This is a genomic window from Pseudomonas batumici (assembly GCF_000820515.1).
In the GTDB taxonomy this organism is placed as follows: domain Bacteria; phylum Pseudomonadota; class Gammaproteobacteria; order Pseudomonadales; family Pseudomonadaceae; genus Aquipseudomonas; species Aquipseudomonas batumici.
In genome coordinates, this window is the sequence record NZ_JXDG01000003.1 from 250,575 (window position 1) to 270,740 (window position 20,166).

The window sequence follows — 20,166 nt, forward strand, 5'->3', positions numbered from 1 at the left end:
GGCAGGCGACACCACCTTCTCGCTAGCCGAGGAATGCACAAACAAAGGAAGAGGCTATGGTTCAAGTTCGCAAACTGGTGTTAGCAATAGCGGCCGCTTCGGCGCTGTCTTCCGGTATGGCACACGCGCTTGGGCTGGGGGAAGTGACCCTCAAGTCAACTCCGAACCAGCCGTTGCTGGCGGAAATCGAATTGCAGGATGTCAGCGGCCTGAGCGCCTCCGATATCGTCCCGAGCCTCGCCTCGCCCCAGGCCTTCGCGGATGCCGGGGTCAGCCGCCAGGACTTTCTCAACGACCTGACCTTCACGCCGGTGATCAACCCCAACGGTCGCAGCGTGGTGCGTGTCACCTCGAACAAACCGTTGTCCGAAGCCTATGTGCGCTTCCTGGTGCAGGTGCAGTGGCCCAATGGCCGGCTGATGCGCGACTACAGCGTGCTGCTCGATCCGTCGAAATACACCCAGGCACCCGATGCCGCCAAGCCCGCCGCCGCGGCCCCGGCCAACGCGGCGGCCGCGCCTGTGGCGCCGGTGACCGCGCCGACCAAGGCCAAGCAATACACCACCGGACCCAGGGACACCTTGTGGGAAATCGCCGCCAAGGAGAGTAATGGTGGCTCCGTGCAGCAGACCATGCTGGCGATCCAGGCGCTGAACCCGGGTGCCTTCCTCGATGGCAACATCAACCGCCTGAAGACCGGCCAGGTGCTGCGTCTGCCTGATCATGCGCAAAGCACCGCGTTGCCACAATCCAAGGCCATCGCCGAAGTTGCCGCGCAGAATGCCGCCTGGCGTTCGGGGCGGCGCCTGGTCCATGGCGGCAAGCAACAGATCGATGCTACCCGGCACAAGGGTAGCGAGGGCGCGCCGGCCAAGGCCGCCGGCAAGGACAACCTGAGCCTGGTTTCCGCCACGTCCGGCAGGAAACACGGCAAAGGTGCCGCCGGTGACAGCAAGGCCTTGAACAACAAGCTGGCAGTGACCCAGGAAAGCCTGGATACCACTCGTCGCGACAACGCCGAGCTGAAGAGCCGGATGGAAGACCTGCAAAGTCAGTTGGACAAGTTGCAGCGCCTGATCCAGCTCAAGAACGACCAGTTGGCCAAGTTGCAGGCCGAAGGCTCGGGCGCCGCGCCGGCGACCGGGCAGCCGGCCAATGCCATGTCCGCCCAGTTGGCCGCCAAGCCGGAGGCGGCCCCGGCCCCGGTCGCGCCGGCCCCGGTCGCGCCGGCTCCTGTCGTTCCGGCGGCAGAAGTGGCCAAGCCGACGCCGGTTGAAGCGCCGATCCAGCCCGACGCCGCCGTGCCGCAGGAGCGCAAGCTCGACGACCTGCTCTCCAGTCCGATTCTGATGGGGCTGCTGGCCGGTTCCGCGGTGCTGGTGTTCCTCTTGCTCCTGCTGTTCCTGGTGCGTCGCCGCAAGGCCAAGCAGGAAGCGGAAAAACACCAGCGCATGGCTCGGGCGCTGTCCGAGGAAAGCGGTTTCTCCGAAGAACTGGATCTGCCTGAAAGCAGCTTCGAGGGCCTGGAGGTCCCTCCGCCGAGCGTAAAGCTGGCACCCGCTCCGGCCCCGGTCCCGGCCGCTGAGCGTCCTGTCGATGCATTGGACCAGGCCAACCTGCATATCCAGCGCGGTCACCTGAACCAGGCGGCCGGTGTGCTGGAAGAGGCGGTGAAGTTCGAGCCACAGCGTACTGACTTGCGCCTGAAACTGATGGAGGTCTACGGCCAGCAGGGCGATCGTGATGCGTTCATCGCCCAGGAGAAGCAGTTGCCTGCCGGTCGGCATCAGGCTGAAGTGGAGCAGCTCAAGAGTCGCTTCCCGTCGATGATCGTCGTGGCGGCAGGTCTGGGGGCGGCGGCCGTGGCGGCCGAGCTGAGCGAGGATTTCGTCAAGGAGTTGCTGTCTGACGAACCGCCTGCCCCGGCTCCGGTCCCGGCTCCAGCTCCGGCGGCGCCGGAGGTGCCCGTGGTCGCGGCGGCGGATGATGTCTTCGATAACGACTTCGACCTGAGCCTGGATGATCTCGAGGCGGCCTCGCCGACGCTGGTGGCGCCGTCCACGATGGACCTGGATGACCTGCAGCTGGATGACGACCTGAGTTTCGAGTCGGTCCTGGCGCAGCAGGCCGAGGCCAAGCCGAGCCTGGATGACGACTTGAGCTTCGAGTCGGTCCTGGAACAGCAGCCCCAGGCCAAGCCGGCCCTGGACGACCTGGCGGATTTCGATCTGGACCTGGGTGGGGACGCGCCGCTGTCCACTTCGGCGGACGAGGACTTCCTGCTGAGCCTGACCGAAGACCTGAAGGATTCGGATGCCGAGGTCCCGACCCTGGGGGCGGGTGGCCTGGATGACCTGGGGCTGCCGGCGGATTTCGATCTGTCCCTGGCGGATGAACTGGAGGCGCACTCCGGTCCCAATGCGTTCACCGACGAGCTGGATGACGTCAACGCCGAACTCGATCGTCTGTCCCAGAGCCTGGAGCAACCTCCGCTCGCCACGCCGAGCCTGGTGGCGGACGAGTTGCCCGAAGACGAGTCGTTCGACTTCCTGTCGGGAACCGATGAGGCGGCCACCAAGCTCGACCTGGCCCAGGCCTACATGGACATGGACGACCGCGACGGGGCTCGGGATATCCTCGCCGAGGTGATGAACGAAGGCAGCGAGGCGCAGAAGAACGAAGCGCGGGAGATGCTCAAGCGTTTGGCTTGATCGGCGTTTCAACAAAAACGGCAGCCCTGGGGCTGCCGTTTTTGTTTATGGGGCTAACTAAAAGTCCCGTGCGCATGGCGTCTCGGCCAGCTGGCCTTATAATGCACGCCTTTGCGCAAACCAGCAGGCTGTAAGTTCTTGGCAAACATAGATAACCCGGCCGCCGAAATGGCGGCCGACGGCTTCTTCCGGATCGCCCTCGGCGTCGAGTACAAGGGTTCCCGCTATCGGGGCTGGCAACGTCAGGCGTCCGGCGTGCCGACGGTTCAGCAGACCCTGGAAGAGGCGCTGTCGAAAGTGGCGGATTCGCCGGTTTCCCTGATGTGCGCCGGGCGTACCGATGCCGGCGTGCATGCCTGCGGCCAGGTGGTGCACTTCGATACCCAGGCCGAGCGCTCGCTGAAGGCCTGGGTCATGGGCGCCAATATCAATCTGCCCCATGACGTCAGCGTCAGTTGGGCGCAGGTGATGCCGGCGCATTTCCATGCGCGTTTCAAGGCCATCGCCCGGCGTTATCGCTATGTGATCTACAACGACCAGATCCGCCCGGCCCATCTGAACGAAGAAATCACCTGGAACCACCGTCCGCTGGATGTGGAACGCATGGCCGAGGCCGCCCGCTACCTGGTCGGTACCCATGATTTCAGCGCGTTCCGTGCCGGCCAGTGCCAGGCCAAGTCGCCGATCAAGGAAGTCCATCACCTGCGGGTTACCCGGCACGGCAAGATGATCGTCATCGATATCCGCGCCGGGGCCTTCCTGCATCACATGGTGCGCAATATCGCCGGGGTGCTGATGACCATCGGCGCCGGTGAGCGCCCGGTGGAGTGGGCCAGGGAAGTCCTGGAAAGTCGTATCCGGCGCACCGGCGGCGTCACGGCCCATCCGTTCGGCCTGTATCTGGTGCAGGTGGAGTACCGTGACGAGTTCGCGCTGCCGGAACGTTACATCGGGCCGCATTTTCTCACCGGCTTCTCGGAACTTGACGGCTGACGCCCGGAAAAGCATTTGCTACCATCCGGGACTTTCTCGGAAAAACACCTGGGGTCTTTACGACATGTCCGCCGTTCGCAGCAAAATCTGCGGGATTACCCGCATTGAAGATGCGTTGGCTGCCGTCGACGCCGGGGCCGATGCCATTGGTCTTGTGTTCTACGCCAAAAGCCCACGGGCGGTGACGGTCCAGCAGGCGCGGGCGATCATCGCCGCCTTGCCGCCGTTCGTGACCACCGTCGGCCTGTTCGTCAATGCCAGTCGCTGCGAGCTGGGGGAAATCCTCGACGCGGTGCCGCTGGACCTGCTGCAGTTCCATGGCGATGAAACCAGCGAGCAGTGCGAGGGTTATCACCGCCCCTACATCAAGGCGTTGCGGGTCAAGGCCGGCGATGACATCGCCGCGGCCTGCAAGGCTTACCCCGGTGCCAGCGGCATCCTCCTCGATACCTATGTGGAAGGCGTTCCCGGGGGAACCGGTGCCGCGTTCGACTGGTCTCTGGTACCGCAGGGCCTGAGCAAGCCGATTATCCTGGCCGGCGGCCTGACCGCCGACAACGTGGCCGAGGCGATTGCCCGGGTCAAACCCTATGCCGTGGATGTCAGCGGCGGGGTGGAGCAGAGCAAGGGCATCAAGGATCGTACCAAGATCGAGGCGTTCATGCGGGCCGTACGCGCCTGCCGAGCGCCGATGTGACGGCTGGCAGCCTGCCGCCGTCCATGCATACCGCCACAGAAAATAGGCGGGCCCGGTTGTCCGACGGGCCGAAAACGAATTGGAGAAAGAAAGCATGAGCAACTGGTTAGTAGACAAACTGATCCCTTCGATCATGCGTTCCGAGGTGAAGAAAAGCTCGGTGCCTGAAGGTCTGTGGCACAAGTGCCCATCGTGCGATGCGGTGCTCTATCGTCCTGAGCTGGAAAAGACCCTGGACGTCTGCCCCAAGTGCAACCATCACATGCGCATTGGTGCCCGTGCCCGTATCGATATCTTCCTGGACGCCGAAGGCCGCGTCGAGCTGGGTGCTGACCTGGAGCCGGTGGACCGTCTGAAATTCCGTGACGGCAAGAAGTACAAGGACCGCCTGAGCGCGGCCCAGAAGCAGACCGGCGAAAAAGATGCGCTGGTGTCCATGAGCGGTACCCTGCTGGGCATGCCGGTGGTGGTTTCGGCATTCGAGTTCTCGTTCATGGGTGGTTCCATGGGCGCCATCGTCGGCGAGCGTTTCGTGCGTGCCGCCAACTACGCCCTGGAAAACCGTTGCCCGATGGTCTGTTTCTCCGCTTCCGGTGGCGCGCGGATGCAGGAAGCGCTGATTTCCCTGATGCAGATGGCCAAGACCTCGGCGGTGCTGGCGCGCCTGCGTGAAGAAGGCCTGCCGTTCATCTCGGTGCTGACCGACCCGGTCTACGGCGGTGTTTCCGCCAGCCTGGCGATGCTCGGCGACGTGATCGTCGGCGAACCCAAGGCGCTGATCGGTTTCGCCGGCCCACGGGTGATCGAGCAGACCGTGCGCGAGAAGCTGCCGGAAGGCTTCCAGCGTAGCGAGTTCCTGTTGGAGCACGGCGCCATCGACATGATCATTGCCCGTCAGGAACTGCGCCCACGCCTGGGCAACCTGCTGGCACAGATGATGGGCCTGCCGACGCCCGAGTATATCGCCACGCCGGTTGAAGCTGTCATTGTCCCGCCGGTGCCTGCAAGCCTATGACCGAACGTACCCTGGGCGAATGGCTCGCCTACCTGGAGCAATTGCACCCATCGGCCATCGACATGGGGTTGGCGCGCTCGCAAGAGGTAGCGAACCGTATGGGGCTGGGCAAGCCGGCGCCTCGGGTAGTGACCGTGACCGGCACCAACGGCAAGGGTTCGACCTGTGCCTTTGTTGCCGCCTTGCTGCAAGCGCAGGGGCTCAAGGTGGGCGTCTATAGCTCGCCGCACCTGTTGCGCTACAACGAGCGGGTGCAGATCAACGGTGTCGAGGCGACGGACGCGCAGCTGTGCGAAGCCTTCGTCGCGCTCGAGGCCGGGCGTGGCGAGACCTCCCTGACCTATTTCGAGATGGGCACCCTGGCCGCCCTCTGGCTGTTCGAGCGCGCGGGCCTGGATGTCGTGGTGCTGGAAGTCGGTCTTGGCGGCCGCCTGGACACGGTCAATGTGGTGGATGCCGACCTCGCGGTGGTGACCAGTATCGGTGTCGATCATGCCGAATACCTGGGCAATACCCGCGAATCGGTGGCGTTCGAAAAAGCCGGGATCTTCCGCCCGGGCGCGCCCGCGCTGTGTGGCGACCTGAACCCGCCGCAGCCGCTGCTGGACAAGGCCCGCGAGCTGGGCAGCCCGTTCTTCCTGCGCGGTCGGGATTTCGATCTCGGTATTACCGACCTGAACTGGCAGTGGCGGGGTGTTGACCGCCGGGGCCAGGTGGTCGAGCTGCACGATCTGCCGCTGCTTGACCTGCCCATGGAAAACGCCGCCCTGGCGCTGCAGGCCTATCTGCTGATGGATCTGCCCTGGCAGCCGGAGCGGATCGCCCAGGCGCTGCAGGGCACCCGTATCGCCGGTCGACTGGATCGGCGCAAGCTGAACTGGCAAGGCAAGTCGCTCAGCCTGATGCTGGATGTCGGGCACAATCCCCATGCCGCCGAATACCTGGCCGAGCGTCTGGCGTGCAGTCCCTTGAAGGGGCGGCGCCTGGCGGTGTTTGGGCTGTTGTCGGACAAGGATCTGGAGGGGGTGGTTGCACCCCTCGCGCGAGATATTCAGCACTGGGCGGTCACACCGTTGCAGACGCCGCGCAGTCGCCCGGCCACTGAATTGCAAGCCGTCCTGGCGGCGCGTGGTGCACCGGTGAGCGTTTACGACAGTGTCGCCGCGGCGCTGGAAGGGCAGTGTGCCCAGGCCACGGCCGATGACGAGATTCTGTTGTTCGGATCGTTTTTTTGTGTTGCCGAGGCGCTGGAGTGGCTGGCCCGGCGCGCCACGGAGGAGGCTGCCAATGGCAATGCTGGATAAGGCGTACAAGCAACGGATGGTTGGCGCGCTGGTGCTGGTGGCGCTGGCGGTGATTTTCCTGCCGATGCTGTTTTCCCGCCAGGACGAGCAGCGGCAGGTTCGCGTCGATGCGCCGGCGGCTCCCCAGGCTTCGGCGCTGCCGCAGGTCAAGGTCGAGCGGGTGCCGGTTCCCGAGCCGCAAGCACTGCCTCAGGAGTCGGCTCCAGGCGCGGACCCGGTCGCCGAGACCCCGGTGCCGCTCGCTCCGGCTCCGGTTTCAGCTCCGGCGCCTGCACCCAAGCCTGTCGCAGCGGCCAAGCCTGCGGCGCCGGCTCCGGTGGCCAAGCCGGCCCCCGCACCGGCGCAAACGCCGGCCCAGGTGGTCGCGGTGGCGCCGTCCAAGCTCGATACCACGCAAAATCGCGTGGACCCCAACGGCCTGCCGATCAGTTGGGCGGTGCAGCTGGCCAGCCTGTCCAGCCGCGACAGTGCCGAAAGCCTGCAAAAGACCCTGCGCAGCCAGGGTTACAACGCCTATATCCGTTCCTCCGATGGCAAGAACCGGGTATTTGTCGGTCCGCTGATCGAGCGTGCCGAGGCCGATCGCCTGCGTGACCTGCTGGGTCGACAGCAGAATCTGAAGGGCTTTGTCGTGCGTTTCCAGCCGGAACGCGGTTAAGCGCGCGGCTTTGTATCGAAATGCTCTGACAATCGCCTTACCAGTGAGGCGGCGCTCTGCTAAAATGCGCCGCCTTATCCGTCTATAGGCTGCACTGTGCCATTTACCTGGGTTGACTGGGCGATTATTGCGGTAATCGTCGTTTCCGCGTTGATCAGCTTGAGCCGTGGTTTCGTCAAGGAAGCCTTGTCCCTGCTCACCTGGATCATTGCCGGCGGGGTCGCCTGGATGTTCGGTGGCTCGTTGTCCGTGTACCTGACCGACTATATCCAGACACCTTCGGCTCGCGTGATCGCGGGCTGTGCGATCATGTTCGTCGCCACCCTGCTGGTGGGCGCCATGATCAATTATCTTATTGGCGAACTGGTTCGCGTCACCGGACTGTCCGGGACCGATCGCTTCCTGGGCATGGCCTTCGGTGCCGCCCGCGGCGGGCTGCTGGTGGTGGTGGCCGTCGGGCTGCTGAGCCTGGGGCCGGTCCAGCAGGATTCGTGGTGGCAGGAGTCTCAGCTCGTGCCAAAATTTCTATTGGTTGCCGACTGGTCCAAGAACCTCATCCTGGGGTGGAGCAGTCGGTGGCTCGCCAGCGGAATCAGCGTACCCGCTGATCTTCCGTTCAAGGAACATCTCTTGCCGGCCAAAACGCCGCAGTAAGTGCTGTTCAGTTCAGATTCATTAAGTAGGGGTTGCGTCGCATGTGTGGCATCGTCGGTATCGTCGGTAAGTCGAACGTCAATCAGGCGCTGTATGACGCGCTAACCGTGCTCCAGCACCGCGGCCAGGACGCTGCCGGTATCGTGACCAGCCATGACGGCCGGTTATTCCTGCGCAAGGACAACGGCCTGGTCCGCGATGTGTTCCAGCAGCGGCACATGCAGCGTCTGGTCGGACACATGGGCATTGGCCATGTGCGCTACCCGACCGCCGGCAGCTCGACTTCGGCTGAAGCCCAGCCGTTCTATGTCAACTCGCCGTATGGCATCACCCTGGCGCACAACGGCAACCTGACCAACGTCGAACAGTTGGCCAAGGAGATCTACGAGTCCGATCTGCGCCACGTCAACACCAGCTCCGACTCGGAAGTGTTGCTCAACGTGTTCGCCCACGAGCTGGCCCAGCGCGGCAAGCTGCAACCGACCGAAGAAGACATATTCGCCGCGGTGACCGACGTGCACAACCGTTGCGTCGGCGGCTACGCGGTGGTGGCGATGGTGACCGGCTACGGCATCGTCGGTTTCCGCGACCCCCACGGTATCCGTCCGATCGTGTTCGGCCAGCGTCACACCGATGAAGGCGTCGAGTACATGATCGCCTCCGAGAGCGTGTCCCTGGACGTGCTCGGCTTCACCCTGATCCGCGACCTGGCACCGGGCGAAGCGGTCTACATCACCGAAGAGGGCAAGCTGCACACCCGTCAGTGCGCGACCAATCCGTCGTTGACCCCGTGCCTCTTCGAACACGTCTACCTGGCGCGTCCGGATTCGATCATCGACGGCGTGTCGGTGTACAAGGCGCGCCTGCGCATGGGTGAGAAGCTGGCGGAGAAGATCCTGCGCGAGCGTCCGCAGCACGACATCGACGTGGTCATCCCGATCCCGGACACCAGCCGTACCGCGGCCCTGGAACTGGCGAACCACCTCGGCGTGAAGTTCCGCGAAGGCTTCGTGAAGAACCGCTATATCGGCCGTACCTTCATCATGCCGGGCCAGGCGGCACGGAAGAAATCCGTGCGCCAGAAGCTCAACGCCATCGAACTTGAGTTCCGTGGCAAGAACGTCATGCTGGTGGACGACTCCATCGTGCGCGGTACCACCTGCAAGCAGATCATCCAGATGGCCCGCGAAGCCGGCGCCAAGAGCGTCTACTTCTGCTCGGCGGCGCCGGCGGTACGTTACCCGAACGTCTACGGCATCGACATGCCGAGCGCCCACGAGCTGATCGCGCACAACCGTACGACCCAGGACGTGGCCGACCTGATCGGTGCCGACTGGCTGATCTACCAGGACCTGCCGGACCTGATCGAGGCCGTCGGCGGTGGCAAGATCAAGATTGAACACTTCGATTGCTCGGTGTTCGACGGCAAGTACGTCACCGGCGACGTCGACGAGCATTACCTGGCCAAGATCGAACAGGCGCGCAACGATGCGTCCAAGGCCAAGACCCAGGCGGTCAGCGCGATCATCGACCTGTACAACAACTGAGTAAGAACCGGCTCTCGGGGCCAACCCTGTAGGAGCCGGCTTGCTGGCGATGGCGATGCAGGATTCACCATCGCTATCGCTGGCAAGCCAGCTCCTACAGGACCTCATCGCCCCCAGTGGTTTGTATCCTCCAGAGAATCGAGCAAGGAGTGGCAGCATGAGTCAGGAATGGGATGCCGGTCGGCTGGACAGCGATCTCGAGGGCGTTGCCTTCGACACCCTGGCCGTCCGTGCCGGTCAGCACCGCACACCGGAAAGCGAGCACGGCGACCCGATGTTCTTCACCTCCAGCTACGTGTTCCGCACCGCCGCCGATGCGGCGGCGCGTTTCGCCGGGGAAGTGCCGGGCAACGTCTATTCGCGCTACACCAACCCCACCGTGCGTTCGTTCGAAGAGCGCATCGCGGCCCTGGAAGGGGCCGAGCAGGCGGTGGCCACCGCCACCGGCATGGCCGCCATCATGGCCGTGGTCATGAGCCTGTGCAGTGCCGGCGATCACGTGCTGGTCTCGCGCAGTGTGTTCGGCTCCACCATCAGCCTGTTCGAGAAGTACTTCAAGCGTTTCGGCGTCGAGGTCGACTACGTACCCCTGGCCGAGCTGTCGGGCTGGGACGCGGCGATCCGGCCGAATACCAAGCTGCTGTTCGTCGAATCGCCGTCCAACCCGCTGGCCGAACTGGTGGATATCGCCGCCCTGGCTGAAATCGCCCATGCCAAGGGCGCAATGCTGGTGGTGGACAACTGCTTCTGCACACCGGCCCTGCAACAGCCGTTGAAGCTGGGCGCGGACATCGTGGTGCATTCGGCGACCAAGTTCATCGACGGCCAGGGCCGTTGCATGGGCGGCGTGGTGGCCGGTCGTGGCGAGCAGATGAAGGAAGTCGTCGGTTTCCTGCGTACCGCCGGGCCGACCCTCAGCCCGTTCAACGCCTGGATCTTCCTCAAGGGCCTGGAGACCCTGAACCTGCGCATGCGCGCCCACTGCGCCAACGCCCAGGCCCTGGCCGAGTGGCTGGAGCAGCAGGACGGCATCGAGAAGGTGCATTACGCCGGTCTCAAGAGCCATCCGCAGCACGAACTCGCCCAGCGTCAGCAGCGCGGTTTCGGCGCGGTGGTGAGTTTCGAGGTCAAGGGCGGGAAAGAGGGCGCCTGGCGCTTTATCGACGCCACCCGGTTGATCTCCATCACCGCCAACCTGGGTGACAGCAAGACCACCATCACCCACCCGAGCACCACTTCCCACGGTCGTCTGGCACCGCAGGAACGTGAGGCAGCGGGGATTCGCGACAGCCTGATCCGTGTCGCCGTCGGCCTCGAAGACGTTGCCGACCTGCAAGCCGACCTGGCCCGCGGGTTGGCGGCCTTGTGATCGAGTGGTCCCTGGACACGGCCGTTGGCAACAATGGTCGTGTCGCCCTGGTGACGGGCGCGGCCCGTGGTATCGGCCTGGGGATCGCGGCCTGGCTGATCAGCGAAGGCTGGCAGGTGGTGCTCACCGATCTCGATCATGTCCGGGGTGGCAAGGTTGCCCGGGTACTGGGCGAGAATGCCTGTTTCATTGCCATGGACGTCTCCGACGAGGCCCAGGTGGCCCAGGGGGTCGCCGAGGTATTGGGGCGTTTCGGTCGGGTCGATGCCCTGGTGTGCAACGCGGCGATTGCCGATCCGCACAATATCACCCTGGAGAGCCTCGACCTGGCGCACTGGAACCGTGTGCTGGCGGTCAATCTCAGTGGGCCGATGTTGCTGGCCAAGCACTGTGCGCCTTACCTGCGCGCCCACTGCGGGGCGATCGTCAACCTGGCCTCTACCCGTGCGGCGCAGTCGGAACCCGACAGCGAGGCCTATGCCGCGAGCAAGGGCGGCCTGCTGGCGCTGACTCATGCCCTGGCCATCAGTCTCGGCCCGGAGATCCGGGTCAATGCGGTCAGCCCGGGCTGGATCGATGCGCGTGATCCGTCGGTGCGCCGGGCCGAGCCCTTGAGCGACGCCGATCATGCCCAGCATCCGGCGGGAAGGGTAGGGACGGTGGAGGATGTGGCGGCGCTGGTGGCGTGGCTGTTGTCGAGGAACGCGGGGTTCGTCACGGGCCAGGAATTCGTGGTGGACGGCGGCATGACCCGCAAGATGATCTACCACGTGTAGGTGCGAGCAGGGTTTCATGGCTGCACGTGTGACACGATTTTGTCTTTTTCTGAAAAACTTCAAGCAGGCTATTGACTTAGGTCCGCTACCTGCGTAAATTTCGCGGCCTCAACGCAGCAAAGGGTGATTAGCTCAGCCGGGAGAGCATCTGCCTTACAAGCAGAGGGTCGGCGGTTCGATCCCGTCATCACCCACCACTCGTTGAGCTTCTCGCAAGAGAATCGGATGTTCCGCAAGGAGCTTCCAACCGACGCGCAGCGGTAGTTCAGTCGGTTAGAATACCGGCCTGTCACGCCGGGGGTCGCGGGTTCGAGTCCCGTCCGCTGCGCCATATTTGTACAGATCGCTTCGCGCGGTCTGCGATCGAAAAGCACCGAAGCTGATCGATCACGGGTTTCACGGTTTCAACGGACGCAAGTCCGAGCGATACGCAGCGGTAGTTCAGTCGGTTAGAATACCGGCCTGTCACGCCGGGGGTCGCGGGTTCGAGTCCCGTCCGCTGCGCCATACACCGCTTCAAGGCCCTTGAACTCCTTGAAGCAAAAGAAAATGCCCCGGCTTGCCGGGGCTTTTTTTGCCTGTTTTTCGTCAACGGCTATCTGAATGTGTTGGCCTGACTGGAAGCCGTCCCCGCCTATTGCGTTATTACGCCTTCAGCGTCCTGTAGACGTTTTAATCCTGTAATAAAACGCTTCTCCTTGCATGTTCTTCCAAACTTGCAAACTTTCGTTATTCATCTTCTTTACCCGTGATCTTCGGTGTTATCCGATCTAGGACTATTCCTATGTTTTCGGCCCACCCCTTTGACTAGAGTGAATTCCAGCAGCGCCTTGCCTGCCACGTGCACAAGGCTTTGGCGTTTAAAGGCTTTCATTGGGGGCGAGCGTGCCTGAGGGCATTAGTCATGGGGGTGGAATATGTCGATAAAAGAACTGATTCCTTATATTGATAGCCTGTATGACCGACCCTGTGGTCCGAACTTGGAATACCGGGCTGACTTCATTCAACTGTTGCAAGAAATAGACGGCGGCAACGAAGTTCAATACGGCGACCATTTATATCCCGCCACACCGGTGGACTGGAAACGGGTACGGTCGCTGTGCCTGACGCTGCTGGAAGATTCCCTCGACCTGCGGGTTGCGGTCTGCCTGGCGCGTGCCTTGCTGGAGTTGCAGGGGCTGTCCGGCTTTGTCGAAGGACTGCGGCTGATCGACCGCCTGCTGCGCGAGCGTTGGGAGGATATCCACCCACAGCTCCTGGCTGAGGAAGGGCACGATCCGCTGGTGCGCCTCAATACGCTGGCCGAGCTGGCGGTGCCCACCAGCGTGGTCCTGGTGCTCAAGCGCCAGCCCCTGGGGAGCGCCGCGGGCCTTGAGCCGCTGTGCGTGGCCGATTTGGCGTGTATCGCCGAGTCCGCGCAGGAGGAAGCCCGGACGCAAGGGCTGGCGCACTTGGCGAGCCTGATCGAATCTCCCGCCCGCGCCGAGTTGATCGAGGGGCTTCGCACACTCAGGAGCCTGGTGGAGCTGATCGCACAGATCGGTGTTTGCCTCGAGGAAAAAACCGCAGCGCCTGGTGTTTCCCCGTTAGGCGGGCTCGGGCGGGCTCTGGACAAGTGGTGTCGCGTCGCCGAGGAGCGTTGCAGCGCCGTCTTGCCAGCGCTTGCCGACGACTCGCCGCCGGCAGTCACTGCCAGTGCGGCAACGGCCGGCGCGGCCGCCTGGAGCGGCGTCTGCCAGTCGCGCGAAGACGTGGTCCGTGCCCTGGATGCCATTTGCGCCTACTACGCCCACCACGAGCCTTCGAGTCCGGTGCCCCTGCTGGCGGCCAGGACGCGCCGGCTCGCCACCATGAGTTTTCTCGAAGCGATCGCCGAACTGGTGCCGGGCAGTCTCGCCGACCTGCACGCCCTGGGCGGTATCGCCAATGACTAACCTTTCTCTCGCTGCTCAGGTTGATCTTTATGTCCAGTAACAACAGCCAGAAATTCATTGGGCGCAACCGCGCGCCACGGGTCCAGATCGAATATGACGTCGAGTTGTACGGCGCCGAAAAGACCATCGAGATTCCCTTCGTCAACGGCGTGTTTGCCGACCTCTCGGGCGCCAACCGGGCCGACCTGCCGCCATTGGCCGAGCGCAAGTTCCTGGAGATCGATATCGACAACTTCGATGAGCGCATGGCCGCCATCGAACCCCAGGTCCGCATCAGTGTGCCCAATCAACTGACGGGGGAAGGGCAGATGGCGGTGTCGCTCGCCTTCAAGAGCATGGACGACTTCTCGCCCGGGGCGGTGGCCCGCAATGTCGAGCCCCTGCGCGAGTTGCTGGAGGCGCGCAATCAACTGGCCAACCTGCTGACCTACATGGACGGCAAGAGCGGTGCCGAGCAACTGATGGCCCGCTTGCTGGAAAACCCGGCCCTGATGCAGTCGCTGCTGGCCCAGGCCAAGCCGGCCGCCACCGAGTCCGAAGACTGATGCCTTCGATGATCGCTCCCTGAAACAGGTAAATACCCGTGTCCGTCACTACTCAGAATCAGCCCGGTATCGATCCGGCGGCCGAACTGTCGCCCAGTGAATTCAATGACCTGCTGCAACGCGAGTTCAAGCCGCGCGGCGAGCCGGTGCGCGAAGCCATCGAGCATGCGGTGCAGACCCTGGCCCAGCAGGCGCTGCGTACGACCCACCTGATCGCCCATGACACCCTCGGCACCATTCAGGCGCTGATCGGCGAAATCGATGCCAGGTTGTCCGCGCAGGTCAACGACATCCTCCATCACCCGGACTTCCAGGCGGTCGAATCGGCTTGGCGCGGTCTCGACTATCTGGTGAGCAACACCGAAACCGACGAGAAACTCAAGATCCGCTTTCTCAACGTCGCCAAGGACGAAGTGGCCCGCGAACTGAAGAAGTTCAAGGGCGCGGCCTGGGACCAGAGCCCGCTGTTCAAGAAAATCTACGAGCATGAGTACGGGCAACTGGGCGGTGAGCCGTTCGGCGTGCTGATCGCCGATTACTATTTCGACAACAGCCCGCCGGATGTGGAGCTGCTGGGATCACTGGCGAAGATTGCCGCGGCGGCTCATGCGCCGTTGATCAGCGCGGTGTCACCGGCGGTGATGCTGATGGACTCCTGGCGCGAAGTCGCCAACCCCCGCGACCTGAGCAAGCTGTTCCTCACCCCCGAGCACGCCGCCTGGCGCAATCTGCGGCGCTCCGAGGACTCGCGCTACATCGGCCTGACCATGCCGCGTTTCCTCGGGCGTATTCCCTACGGTGCGCGTACCGCGCCGGTGGAGGCGTTCGCCTTCGAGGAGGTCACCGAAGGCCAGGCGCAGAACTACCTGTGGGCCAACGCCGCCTATGCCATGGGCATCAATATCAACCGCTCCTTCAAGGAGTACGGCTGGTGCTCGCGGATTCGCGGCATCGAGTCCGGCGGCGCCATCAGCGGCTTGCCCGTGCACACCTATCCGACCGAGGAGGGCGGTGTGGACATGACCTGTCCGACCGAGGTCGCCATCAGCGATCGGCGCGAGGTGGAGTTGGCGAAGAACGGCTTCATGCCCCTGGTGCATTGCAAGAACACCTCGCTGGCCGCGTTTATCGGCGCGCAGTCCTTGCACAGTCCCCAGGAGTACGACGATCCCGACGCCACCGCCAACGCGCAGTTGGCCGCCCGTCTGCCGTACCTGTTCGCCACCTGCCGCTTTGCGCATTACCTCAAGTGCATCGTGCGCGACAAGATCGGCTCCTTCAGTGAGCGCGAGGACATGGAAATCTGGCTCAACAACTGGATCGTCAAGTACGTCGAACATAACCCGGCGACCGCCAGTGACGCCGACAAGGCGCGCAAGCCCCTGGCGGGTGCCGAAGTGGTGGTGCAGGAAGTGGAAGGCAACCCGGGCTTTTACCAGGCCAAGTTTTTCCTGCGTCCCCACTATCAATTGGAAGGCCTGAGCGTGTCCCTGCGACTGGTCTCCCAACTGCCCTCGGTCAAAGGCTGAGGGGTTCACGCCCGACCGGGGCTGCGCTCCGGGAAAGGTGCTTAACCATTCAAATAAATAGACGTTGGAGTCCCGCATGATTTTACTGAAATTCAAAACCGAGATTAAGGGCAATAGCCAGGAGACGAATCACAAGGACTGGATCGTCATCGACTCCTGGTCGTTCAGCAGCGGTCGTCCCATCTCGTTTGACAATGACCGTGAAGTGGGCGTCGGGCACGTCAGCGATATGGCTTTCAGCAAGACCACCGACATTGCCTCGCCCAATCTGTTTATCGAGTCGATCACTGGCAAGTCCCTGGAGGAGGCGACCTTGCGGATTATCCAGACCAGTGGCAGTTCGACGGGCAAGAACGAACCCTACGTCGAGTTCACGCTGCAGAATCCGATCATCTGCCACTACTCCATCAACAACGGCAGCGGCGATCGCCCGACCGAGAACTTCCTGATCAACTTCACGGGCATCACGTACAAGTACAAACATTTCGTGAACGGCAATGTGAAGGCCGAGGTTGAAAAGAGCTTCAGCCGGATTACAGAAACCACCGTGTGATCGAACGCCAGCGGATCCCGTAGCGTGCTGCGGGACCCGTCGGCGCCTGGGGTTTTCGGGAGGATTTTGATGAGCACCGCCATGACACCGCTGCTCGAGCGTCTGATGAGGCCCGCCAGCCCTGGCGAGGGGATGACCCGTCGCCAGGCTGGAGGTGGTTCGCAGCAAGAGCTGGAACACCTGTGCCGGGATCTCACGCTGCTGTTCAATGCCACCGGACTGGGGGCGGTCTGTCCGTTGGGCAGGCAGCCCCATGTCACGCGATCGGTGCTCAACTACGGCCTGGGCAACCTGGCGGGGGTGGTGCTATCGAGCATCGATACGCAGAAGCTCGAGAACCGTATCCGTGAAATCGTCCTGGACTTCGAGCCGCGCATCCTGCGTTACAGCGTCGAGGTGCAACTCCTGCCTGCGACGCCCGGCAGTGCCAGCCTGAATTTCCTCATCGAAGGTGAGATCCGTGGCCTCGATGCGTTGCACGCGTTCCGCCTGGAGTCGGCCTGGAACACCGAGAGTGGTGAAGTTCGAGTTCGGCCCTACGTTCGCCCGCGCGCCCATGGATGAACGACTGCTGCGCCATTACGAGCGTGAACTGCGTTTCCTGCGTGAAGCCGGTGCCGAGTTTGCCGAGGACTACCCCAAGATTGCCGCCACCCTGGGGCTGCGCCCCGAGGAGGTGACCGACCCATCGGTGGAGCGCTTGCTGGAGGGCTTGAGTTTTCTCACCGCCCGTGTGCAACTGCAGATGGAGGCCGAATTCCCGCGTTTCACCGAGAGCCTCCTGGAGTTGGTGCAACCGCAGCAGTTGCTGCCGGTTCCGTCCATGGCGGTGTTGCAGTTTTCCCCGGACTTGCAGGAGGGTTCGCTCGCCTCGGGGTTCACCCTGCCGGCCGATAGCGTGGTGCGCTCGCTGGGCGAGGCGGGCGGGCAAGGACCGCGTTGCGAGTTCCGTAGCCTGCGTCCAGTAACGCTCTGGCCCCTGGCCCTGGAGTCAGCCGAGTACCTGCCCAGTGCGGGGCTGCTCAAGGGCTTGCCGCCCAGCGTGCTCAAACAGGACGGTGGCGCCTTGCGCCTGCGTCTGCGCACTACGGCCGGGGTGTCTTTCGATCAATTGGCGCTGCAGGAACTGACGCTGTTCCTGCGCGGCGATGGCTCGTTGCCCCTGGCCGTTCAGGAAGCCCTGCTGACCCGCGCCGAGGGCATGTTTGCCCGCTGCGGCGAAGGCGAGGGGCGCTGGAGCCCGCGGATCGACCCCGGGCAGATCCGTCAGCCGGAGCCGCGTCCCGCCGCCCGCCAGCAGGCACGTTCGTTGAACAGTGACGCGGTGTGCGCACAGCTCAAGACCTTTCTCGCGTTTGCCGAGGGTGAGCGTTTTGTCAGCCTGGGTGGCCTGGGGCCGGCGCTGCGCGGGTGCCAATCGCGCAGCCTGGAGTTGGTGGTGGTGTTCGCGCCGCTGTCGCAACCCTTGTCGGCACTGCTCGATGCCAGCCACTTCGGCTTGTTCTGCGCGCCGGTGATCAACCTGTTCAACAAGCGTATCGAGCGTATCGTCATTGATCCTTACCGTCATGAATTGCCCCTGGTGGTCGACAAGGCGCGGCCACTGGCCTATGAGATCCAGGAGGTGCTGGCGGTCCATGGGTATGCCGCCGGCTCCAAGGAGCGCCAACTCCTCCTGCCGCTGTATGCCCCGCCACGGTTGGACGACAGTGATTTGCGTCCGGTGGGTTTCTACCAGATGCAGCGCACGCCCAGCCGTGTCCCCCAGCGCTTCGTCGACGGGCAGCGGCGTTACCGTGGCTGTGACGCCAGCCTGGTCCTGGCGCTGGAGGCGGACGCCCAGCTGCAGCGCCTGGCGGTGGACGTATTGTGTTCCAACCGCGATCTACCGTTGAGCCTGCCCCTGGGGGCCGGTAATACCGACTTCGTCCTGGATGTGAGTGCCCCGGTGTTGGCGATCCGTTGCGTGGCGGGACCCTCGCGCCCGCTACCCGCGCCATCCCAGGGCGATCGGCAATGGCAGGTGGTCCGGCAACTGTCGCGTAACTACCTGCCCCTGGCTCACCGCGAGGGGGCTGCCGGGGCGCAGGCCTTGCGCGAGTTGTTGGCGCATTACCTGCCCGAGGACGACAGCAGCGGGCACAAGTTGCTGCAAGGCATCGTCTCCTTGCGTGCCGAGGTCGTCACCCGGCGGCTGCCCGGTGCTGGCCCGGTGGCCTTCGGTCGCGGCCTGAACCTGACCCTGCTGCTGGACGACGCCGCCTGCGAAGGGACCGGAGCCTATCTGTTCGGGGCCGCCCTGGAGCGGTTCTTTGTCCGTTATGCCGCGCTCAATGCCTTTGTCGAGACCGAGTTGCACAGTGTGAGCCGGGGGCCTATCAAGACCTGGCGGGCGAGGGCGGGGCAATGCATGATCTGGTAGCGCCACCGCCCGAGTTGGTCGCGCATCCCTGGCGCTACGACTTTTTCGCCGCGCTGCGCCTGCTGGAGCGCACTTACCCCCACGCGCCGCGCTGGGGCACGGCGCAACGCCTGGGCGACGATCCGTTGCGTCTGGCGCAGCACGTCTCGCTGGCGTTCGAACCGGCGATGATCGCCCAACTGCGCCTTCGCGAAGGCCGCGCGGCGCTGCTGGCGGTGAACTTCTTCGGCCTGACGGGGGCGAACGGGCCGATGCCCCTGCATTTCAGCGAAGATGTGCTGTCGCGCCAGATCAATCATGGCGACAGCACCCTGGCGCACTTTCTCGATGTGTTTCACCACCGCCTGCTGAGCCTGCTCTACCGAAGCTGGGCGCGGGTGCGGCCGGTGGTCTGGGCCGATCGTCCGGCCGACGACCGTTTCGCCGACTATGTGTCGGCGTTTTCACCGGGCGAGATGAGTGCGTTGCCCAATGGCGCGCGTTTCTATGCGCCGCAGTTCATCGATCAACGCCGCAGTGCCGCCGGTTTGTTGGCCCTGGTCCAGGATCTGCTGCGCTTGCCTGTGAGCCTGAGCAGCCTGGGCCGACACCGGGCCGTCCTGGCGTCCGGCGAGCGTTTGCAACTGGGCCGGCAGAGCGAGTCGGCACGGCTGGGCGGGGCCGCGTTGCTGGGGCGCCGCCTGTGGAATATCCAGCACAGTTTCAGCCTGCACCTGGGGCCGTTGTCCTGGCCCGACTATCAGCACCTGCTGCCCGGCGGGCGCTACTTGGAGCCGCTCTGCCAACTGGTCGAGTGTTATGTCGGCCCGACCTTTCAATGGGACCTCGACTTGCAGCTGGATCCGGCGCAGCGGCCAGGCCTGCGCCTGGGCGCGCGGCAGGGCCTGGGGCGGGCCTGCTGGCTGGGGCACAAGTGCGCGGCTGCGCCGGGATGGCGCTTCGAGCCCGCGCGTTTTCAATGACCCGCGCTGCTTTTAGGAGTTATCCGATACCCCACGGGGCACCCTTGACTGACACTGCGCGGGCTTTCCATGGATGTCTGTCTGGAGCACGCATGAATCAGCAAGTTGTAATGGGTGCCTTGCTCTCCTGTTCGTTTGGCACCGTATCGGCCCCCCTGAGTGTCCTGCCGCTGGGGCGGGTCACGGTCGAAGGTCAGCCGGCGGCGAATATTCTCGATCATCAACCCCAGGCCAATATCCCGACCTTCGGCCTCTGCCGCAGCCCGGCCAACCCCCAGGTCGCGGCGGCGACGGCCGCCGCCATGGGCGTGCTGACGCCGATGCCCTGCGTGCCCGCCACGCTCACGCCCTGGCAGCCCGGCGCGCCGCGCACGCGGATTGCCAAGCTGCCGGCGCTGGACAATCGCTGTACCTGCCTGTGCAACTGGGGCGGCCAGATCCGCGTCGATGCCAGCGCCACCCTCAAGACCACGATTGCCTGAGCGAGCCCTTGTCAC

18 protein-coding genes and 3 tRNA genes are annotated in these 20,166 nt (G+C 64.0%); all 21 read left to right on the forward strand.

Annotation, left to right across the window (positions count from 1 at the left end):
* The first annotated feature begins 56 nt into the window (after positions 1-56).
* Positions 57-2,711: a motility hub landmark protein FimV gene (locus tag UCMB321_RS01685; RefSeq protein WP_040063362.1), complete on the forward strand. Its 2,655-nt coding sequence runs from the start codon at positions 57-59 to the stop codon at positions 2,709-2,711.
* A 168-nt stretch (positions 2,712-2,879) separates the two neighbouring features.
* Positions 2,880-3,704, forward strand: a complete 825-nt coding sequence (gene truA / locus UCMB321_RS01690; RefSeq protein WP_040063363.1) for a tRNA pseudouridine(38-40) synthase TruA — start codon at positions 2,880-2,882, stop codon at positions 3,702-3,704.
* Between the two features lie 64 nt (positions 3,705-3,768).
* The gene (locus UCMB321_RS01695; RefSeq protein ID WP_040063365.1) at positions 3,769-4,401 is read left to right on the forward strand and encodes a phosphoribosylanthranilate isomerase; all 633 of its coding nucleotides are present in this window, start codon (positions 3,769-3,771) and stop codon (positions 4,399-4,401) included.
* A gap of 94 nt (positions 4,402-4,495) precedes the next feature.
* Complete coding sequence (gene accD, locus UCMB321_RS01700) at positions 4,496-5,416, forward strand: acetyl-CoA carboxylase, carboxyltransferase subunit beta (RefSeq protein WP_040063367.1); 921 nt, start codon at positions 4,496-4,498, stop codon at positions 5,414-5,416.
* A complete protein-coding gene (gene folC / locus UCMB321_RS01705) occupies positions 5,413-6,720 on the forward strand; it encodes a bifunctional tetrahydrofolate synthase/dihydrofolate synthase (protein WP_040063368.1) in 1,308 nt (435 codons plus the stop codon). Before accD ends, folC begins: the two co-directional genes overlap by 4 nt.
* On the forward strand, positions 6,704-7,378 hold the full coding sequence (locus UCMB321_RS01710) for an SPOR domain-containing protein (RefSeq protein WP_040063369.1): 675 nt from the start codon (positions 6,704-6,706) through the stop codon (positions 7,376-7,378). Before folC ends, UCMB321_RS01710 begins: the two co-directional genes overlap by 17 nt.
* Before the next feature lie 96 nt (positions 7,379-7,474).
* The gene (locus tag UCMB321_RS01715; RefSeq protein WP_040063371.1) at positions 7,475-8,032 is read left to right on the forward strand and encodes a CvpA family protein; all 558 of its coding nucleotides are present in this window, start codon (positions 7,475-7,477) and stop codon (positions 8,030-8,032) included.
* Between the two features lie 41 nt (positions 8,033-8,073).
* The gene (purF, locus tag UCMB321_RS01720; protein WP_040063374.1) at positions 8,074-9,579 is read left to right on the forward strand and encodes an amidophosphoribosyltransferase; all 1,506 of its coding nucleotides are present in this window, start codon (positions 8,074-8,076) and stop codon (positions 9,577-9,579) included.
* 157 nt (positions 9,580-9,736) lie between these two features.
* The gene (locus UCMB321_RS01725; RefSeq protein WP_040063376.1) at positions 9,737-10,948 is read left to right on the forward strand and encodes an O-succinylhomoserine sulfhydrylase; all 1,212 of its coding nucleotides are present in this window, start codon (positions 9,737-9,739) and stop codon (positions 10,946-10,948) included.
* Between the two features lie 11 nt (positions 10,949-10,959).
* A complete protein-coding gene (locus UCMB321_RS01730) occupies positions 10,960-11,724 on the forward strand; it encodes an SDR family oxidoreductase (RefSeq protein ID WP_425338517.1) in 765 nt (254 codons plus the stop codon).
* A gap of 121 nt (positions 11,725-11,845) precedes the next feature.
* Positions 11,846-11,921: transfer RNA gene (locus tag UCMB321_RS01735), tRNA-Val, on the forward strand.
* A 57-nt stretch (positions 11,922-11,978) separates the two neighbouring features.
* Positions 11,979-12,055, forward strand: a tRNA-Asp gene (locus tag UCMB321_RS01740).
* Between the two features lie 99 nt (positions 12,056-12,154).
* Positions 12,155-12,231: transfer RNA gene (locus tag UCMB321_RS01745), tRNA-Asp, on the forward strand.
* A 410-nt stretch (positions 12,232-12,641) separates the two neighbouring features.
* Positions 12,642-13,658 carry a type VI secretion system protein TssA gene (gene tssA / locus UCMB321_RS01750; RefSeq protein WP_040063381.1) on the forward strand — a complete coding sequence of 339 codons (1,017 nt, stop codon included), beginning with the start codon at positions 12,642-12,644 and terminating at the stop codon, positions 13,656-13,658.
* Positions 13,659-13,687: 29 nt separating this feature from the next.
* Complete coding sequence (gene tssB, locus UCMB321_RS01755) at positions 13,688-14,203, forward strand: type VI secretion system contractile sheath small subunit (RefSeq protein WP_040063384.1); 516 nt, start codon at positions 13,688-13,690, stop codon at positions 14,201-14,203.
* Positions 14,204-14,241: 38 nt separating this feature from the next.
* The gene (tssC, locus tag UCMB321_RS01760) at positions 14,242-15,732 is read left to right on the forward strand and encodes a type VI secretion system contractile sheath large subunit (protein WP_084614752.1); all 1,491 of its coding nucleotides are present in this window, start codon (positions 14,242-14,244) and stop codon (positions 15,730-15,732) included.
* Positions 15,733-15,808: 76 nt separating this feature from the next.
* Positions 15,809-16,285, forward strand: coding sequence for an Hcp family type VI secretion system effector (locus UCMB321_RS01765; RefSeq protein ID WP_052451038.1), 477 nt, complete (start codon positions 15,809-15,811; stop codon positions 16,283-16,285).
* A 69-nt stretch (positions 16,286-16,354) separates the two neighbouring features.
* Positions 16,355-16,849: a type VI secretion system baseplate subunit TssE gene (locus UCMB321_RS29385; RefSeq protein ID WP_052451039.1), complete on the forward strand. Its 495-nt coding sequence runs from the start codon at positions 16,355-16,357 to the stop codon at positions 16,847-16,849.
* Positions 16,842-18,707, forward strand: coding sequence for a type VI secretion system baseplate subunit TssF (gene tssF, locus UCMB321_RS01775; protein ID WP_040063559.1), 1,866 nt, complete (start codon positions 16,842-16,844; stop codon positions 18,705-18,707). Before UCMB321_RS29385 ends, tssF begins: the two co-directional genes overlap by 8 nt.
* Positions 18,692-19,669, forward strand: a complete 978-nt coding sequence (tssG, locus tag UCMB321_RS01780; RefSeq protein WP_157015835.1) for a type VI secretion system baseplate subunit TssG — start codon at positions 18,692-18,694, stop codon at positions 19,667-19,669. The genes tssF and tssG overlap by 16 nt, the downstream gene beginning before the upstream one ends.
* Before the next feature lie 92 nt (positions 19,670-19,761).
* The gene (locus UCMB321_RS01785) at positions 19,762-20,151 is read left to right on the forward strand and encodes a DUF4280 domain-containing protein (RefSeq protein WP_040063388.1); all 390 of its coding nucleotides are present in this window, start codon (positions 19,762-19,764) and stop codon (positions 20,149-20,151) included.
* Positions 20,152-20,166: the final 15 nt, after the last annotated feature.